This window comes from Methanospirillum sp. (assembly GCF_035406105.1).
GTDB lineage: Archaea > Halobacteriota > Methanomicrobia > Methanomicrobiales > Methanospirillaceae > Methanospirillum.
Window position 1 is genome coordinate 1 of the sequence record NZ_DAONKG010000162.1, and the last position, 5,659, is coordinate 5,659.

Annotated in this window: 5 protein-coding genes; 4 read left to right on the top strand and 1 reads right to left on the bottom strand. The window is 46.5% G+C overall.

Going from position 1 to position 5,659, the window contains the following annotated elements; all coding sequences use genetic code 11:
• Positions 1 to 138: 138 nt before the first annotated feature.
• Positions 139 to 543 (top strand): thioredoxin, encoded by a 405-nt coding sequence (trxA, locus tag PLA23_RS09785; protein ID WP_324330017.1) that lies wholly within the window; start codon positions 139 to 141, stop codon positions 541 to 543.
• A gap of 70 nt (positions 544 to 613) precedes the next feature.
• Here the strand turns inward: trxA and PLA23_RS09790 are convergent, their stop codons facing one another.
• Positions 614 to 1,954, bottom strand: coding sequence for a S8 family peptidase (locus PLA23_RS09790; RefSeq protein WP_324330015.1), 1,341 nt, complete (start codon positions 1,952 to 1,954; stop codon positions 614 to 616).
• Positions 1,955 to 2,238: 284 nt separating this feature from the next.
• On the opposite strand from PLA23_RS09790, the gene PLA23_RS09795 reads away from it, so the two are divergent.
• From PLA23_RS09795 to PLA23_RS09805, 3 genes are all read left to right on the top strand, one after another.
• On the top strand, positions 2,239 to 3,471 hold the full coding sequence (locus tag PLA23_RS09795; protein ID WP_324475040.1) for a PEGA domain-containing protein: 1,233 nt from the start codon (positions 2,239 to 2,241) through the stop codon (positions 3,469 to 3,471).
• 130 nt (positions 3,472 to 3,601) lie between these two features.
• Entirely contained in the window at positions 3,602 to 5,119 is a 1,518-nt protein-coding gene (lysS, locus tag PLA23_RS09800) for a lysine--tRNA ligase (protein WP_324475042.1), read from the top strand.
• A gap of 331 nt (positions 5,120 to 5,450) precedes the next feature.
• Positions 5,451 to 5,659 (top strand): hypothetical protein (locus PLA23_RS09805; RefSeq protein ID WP_324475045.1); only part of this gene is annotated, 209 nt, incomplete at its 3' end.

The window sequence follows — 5,659 nt, forward strand, 5'->3', positions numbered from 1 at the left end:
TACGGGTTATGAGCCCGTCGGGATATCCTGACTACCCCACCTCGCTAAAAGTGGATATAAATGTCTCACGAATAACCATATATATGTATCGTTGACCTGATGCGAATTCTTAAACCGCTCATACACCAATCATCATCTATGGATGAGGAATTAGAGCGGTTACGGGCAAAAAGAATGGAAGAGATGAAACAGCGCATAATGACACCGGCATCAGGACAGAGTGGTATTCTTATTATCACGCAGGATAATTTTGCGACAGTGGTCCGTGAAAATCAAAATCTTATAATTGATTTCTGGGCACCCTGGTGTGGACCCTGCCGGATGCTTGCTCCGGTCATCGAACAACTTGCAGCAGAGTATGCCGGCTGGATACGATTTGCCAAGTGCAACACTGATGAAAACCAGCAGATAGCGTATCAGTATGGAATTTCTGCGATACCCTGTTTGTTTTTTATTAAGAATGGTTCGATTGTTCATCGGGTGGCTGGAGCTCTCCCAAAAGAACATCTCGATATGCAGATTCGATCGGTGTATACACAATAGCATAATGCCATTGTCTTTTCAAAAATAAAAGCCATATTATCCGGAAAGTTACCCCTAGATATTGAAAAATTTAAATATTTGTCCTTCTCTCTAAAAGAGCCTGAAATGTTTTTATGGCATCGATCAGGCCATACCCATAGGTGGGATCCCATCCCGGTTCCCCCAGGTCAAATGCATTGGCATACAATGCGGAGATCAGTTCATCACGTGACACATCTGGAAACGAGCTGAGCAGTTGTGCCAGAACTCCTGCAACATGGGGGGCTGCGGCACTTGTCCCGGGAAATGGCACCGGGAAACTGCCGGCACCGCTCACCTGGACATTTGTGGGTGCACAGATATCCGGTTTCCACCGTCTGGCAGGCTCAGGAATCCGGATTGTTACCGGCCCTCGTGATGAGTCCGGTGAGATTGAATATGGCATATTAATTCCGACCGATCCCACGGTTATTACCTCCTCAAGGGCTGCATGTCCGAATATTGAATCAGCTGGATCTTTTACAATATCAGTCTCAACCTGCCTGGCATCGATGTTCCTGATAAACATCTCAAGAATACTCGGCGTTCTGTTCTCCCCATTCCGGACGATTGATAATGAAACCCGTCTGGATTCATTCAGGTCATTTCTGAATACCAGGTGTTCAAACGGCTCACCAGTCTCTTCCTGGATGTTCATGCTGGTTGCAATGACTTCTCCAAGCCTTGGATCAGTGAGGAAGAGATCATAATCATGAACTGCCCCTCCCCACGGATCGTCCCATTGCAGGGTTACAATGACCTCATCGCCTGGCATCAGGATCATCGGGACTGCGGCGTATCCGTCACCAAAGTCATGGACCGTCTGATCAGGACCGATACGTATGCCTGGTTTCCATGGTTTCTGGTAATGAAGCGATGCGAAATTGCCTGAAACGGTTACATATATACAATCGGGGTGGTTTTTTAAGACCTCCCGGATATGATCTGCCACATCACCGTCTTCCAGAAATGGCTGTCTGAAAAAGTACAAGTCATCACAGATTATCCGGCATCCTGCATCTGCCAGGGTAGAGACTGCATGCTTAAACTCGTCTGAACTTCCTCCATATGCATGAAAGAAGAGTTCCGCATCTGGTGCGATGTCATGAATAATTTCAAGCATCGCCGTTCCCTCATCACCGTTTCCCCGTTCAAAGACCGTCACCGGTCCCAGTTCCCCCAGCCGTTGTGATACTTCCAGGGATTCGGCACCATTTCCGATAACACCTACTTTAATCCCTTTTCCGGATGCGCCGAATACCTCACGGATTCCATTGCTTCTGACCAGAATATCCCCTTCGGTTTGTAAGGCACCAACGCATGATACAATTGTTGAGTCATGTGGAGATGATGGCAGAGGGACCGGGTCTATTGTGTTAGCGCATGAGCTCAAACAGATACACCCCAGTATCAGACAATAAATCAGGAATTTCATGCATCCCATTCGTCAGATCCCACCAGATCCGATACCCTGACATCAGCCGTTTTTTTGGGGCGGCTGCCTGCTTGTTTCTACTATATATCCATGTACATATAAGCATCCTTATCATCATCGTGACTGCCTCCATCACCTTCTTTAATGGCGAAATAAATACTGATCTGTTCATTATGCGAAATTACGTATTTCAAAGGGGTCATTTGTTCCTTCCCGTTATTTGCGTCTGTATATGCTGTATTTTGACCTCACCAGTACTGGCAGAGGACAAAACAGGATATTTTGAAGTTACATCTGTCCCGGAAGGGGGTGATGTCTTTGTCGGCTCACAGTTTATGGGAGAGACACCAGTCCTTATCCCAGCACAAAACCAGTCTGAGGGAACCCGGATACGGGTGATGATGCAGGGGTTTGAGATATGGGAACAGACCATTGCAGGCACTCCTGCTTCCGGTCAGGTTGTTCCAATCAAAGCTTCATTAATTCCGGTCTCTCCGTTTGGTACGCTTGAAGTGACATCATCACCGTCAGGAGCATTGGTCACGGTAAATAATGGTATGGGTCAGATGACTCCTTGGACATACCGGCATATAAATACCGGAACACATCTTGTCTCCCTCTTCCTCTCAGGATTCGAGCCCTATGTGGCAAATGTTGAAGTCCTTCCCGGCCAGGTCACTCGTCTCCATGCAAATATGACGGTCCGGTCCGGTGCCGGATCCCTTCAGGTCAGCACAACACCGGGGAGCGCCTCGGTCTATGTTGACGGGGTTTTTTCAGGTGTAACCAATACGGTGATCGGAAATATCCCTCCCGGAAAACACCGGATCCTCATAACCAAGGCAGGATATGAAAATTATGAGGAATGGGTAGTAGTCAGTAACCGGCAGGTGACGAGCATACAAACCTCACTCAGGCCGGTGGAAAGATCATCAGAAGGGGCTCTTGTGATTACTTCAGATCCTCCGGGTGCATCGGTATTTCTTGATGGTCAGTTTAAGGGAACCACGGAGACCGGACGACCACTCGAGCTGACCAGTATCAGTCCCGGGCCGCATTCGATATATCTAAGTATCCGAAATTACGAGGATTATTCCACAACGGTCACGGTGAAACCAGGAGAGGCAACTCCGGTATCAGCGATACTCAATCCAAGTCCAATGCCCCAGGATTGTGGAAAACTCATCCTGAACACTGAACCTGCCGGAGCAGAAATTTATGTTGATGGCTCCTTTGTCGGTGTTACTCCGGCAACTATTGATACCGTCTGTTCTGGTACGCATACCTACCGGCTGGTTCTTCCCGGGTACCAGGAATACTCGTCAATGGTTGAATTAATACCCGGTCAGGTTCTTCAGGTAAATACCGTTCTCATTCCTGAACCAGAACATGCTACGGGAACCCCCTGGCCTGCTGTACCGGTGATCCTGATCGTATTGGTGGCATCACTGGTCTTCTTTTCCAAAAGAGGATGAAAAAATTATCTCCTCTTCTTCTTTCCGTGCTGATATATACCGTGCAGGGCAATATGTAGAGAGCTTAGAGCATACAGGTGAACTGAGGTGTGGAGGACACCTTATGCAACCTGAAATACCGGAGTCTTTCATGCAGGATAATCCATCTATACAATTTGATGAACAAAGACTGGCAAAACGTCACCAACTCATTGAGGCAGGAGTCCCAATGTATCCTCATGAGTTTCGGCGCACTCATACCATTGCAGCGATCAGATCAGCATACCAGGACGCAGGGCATGACCCCTCTTCTGAACAGGTGGTAACGGCCGGCAGGTTATACGGGGTCCGGGATCATGGCAAGACTTACTTTGCAGATCTTCGGGATGAGACCGGCAGGATCCAGTTGTATATTCGCAAAGATGCCCTTCCAGAAGGGAAATTTCAGATTTTTAAATCCTGTATTGAGCGGGGAGATATCATCGGAGTGAGAGGAAGAGTTTTTAAGACAAAAGTAGGTGAAATATCAATTTTTGTTGATGATTTTACCCTCCTTACCAAGACCCTCTGCTCACTGCCTGAAAAATTCCATGGTCTGACAAATCTTGAGAAACGGTACCGGCAGCGGTATCTTGATCTTATCGTGAATGAAGAAAGCCGGGAGACATTTAAAACCCGCAGCAGAATCATATCACTGCTTCGAAATTACCTTACCAGTCAGGGATTTCTTGAGTTTGAGACACCAACTCTTCAGCCTCTGTATGGTGGGGCAAATGCCCGTCCTTTTACCACATTTCATAATTTCCTCGGTCAGAAACTCTACCTTCGGATTGCGCCAGAATTATACCTGAAAAGACTGGTGGTGGGAGGCTTTGAGAAGGTGTTTGAGGTTGCAAAAAACTTCAGGAATGAAGACATTGATACAAGCCATAATCCAGAGTTTTCTATGGTTGAGATATACCAGGCATATGCTGATTATACTGATATGATGAAGCTGACTGAGTCGCTCATCAGCAGTATTGTGCAGGAAGTGACCGGTTCAACCGAGGTCGTTTTTGAGGAGAATACAATATCATATGCGGCCCCCTGGCAGGTCATGAGCATGGAAGAGGCCGTCAGGACCCTTGGAGGGGTTGATATCTTTGCTCATGATGTTGAGAGTCTGAAAAAGATTGGAAGTGAAAAAGGGGTTGATGGCGTTGATGATGCCCGCACCCAGCGGGAGATGCTGGTCCTCTTCTTTGAGGCTCTTGTTGAGGATAAGCTGATCCAGCCGACATTCATCACTGATTTTCCTGTTGAAAACTCCCCTCTTGCAAAGTCGCACCGGGAAAAAGAGGGGTTTGTTGAACGTTTTGAACTGTTTATTGCCGGGATGGAGCTCGCCAACGGGTTCTCTGAGCTGAATGATCCCCTCGATCAGATGGAGCGGTTTGAAGCCCAGGAAGAAAAGCGGCGGCTTGGTGATGAAGAGGCCCAGATGCATGATTATGATTTTGTAAATGCACTTGGGTATGGTATGCCACCGACGGGAGGGGTTGGAATCGGTATTGACCGTCTTGTTATGCTCATAACCGGTAATACCTCAATTAAAGAAGTCATCCTCTTCCCCTCTATGAAACGGGAAGCCACATCTTCCGGAGAGGACGGCGGGTCATCGTCTGCATAGGACCTTCAGAGCACATAATTTTTATCCAGAGCCTTTTATTTCACAAAAAAATTCAAATTTTTACATGGTTTTTATTTTTTACCTGAGTTGCATGACCTGTAATTTCTCCTAATCTGACTTTTAATCTAATATTTTTTAGAAAATATTATACGTCAATAAAAAATATCCTTGTCATATTGTACATGGCATAAAACAGGTGTCGAACGGGAGAGCTGACACTGCAGATTCTGATGATTTTATCTCAGGCTGAATCTTTGGATAAAACCAGAATTAACAGAATATGCAGGAGTTTTACCATGGGGTCAATAGAAAACCTGGGGGTTAGGATGAGATGAACCGGAACATATCTAAAGGAGTGCTTACTGCGCTCTTCTGTATTCTCTGTTGCTGTATGGTGATGGCAGATAACCAGGGTGAACACTCGCCTGATATCTCTGTCCACCCGGTCCAATTTATTGAGAATGCCGGGCAGGCACGTGAAGATATTCTCTATCAGGTAAAAACAGCAGAATTTTCATTTGATTTTACAAAAGATGCTCT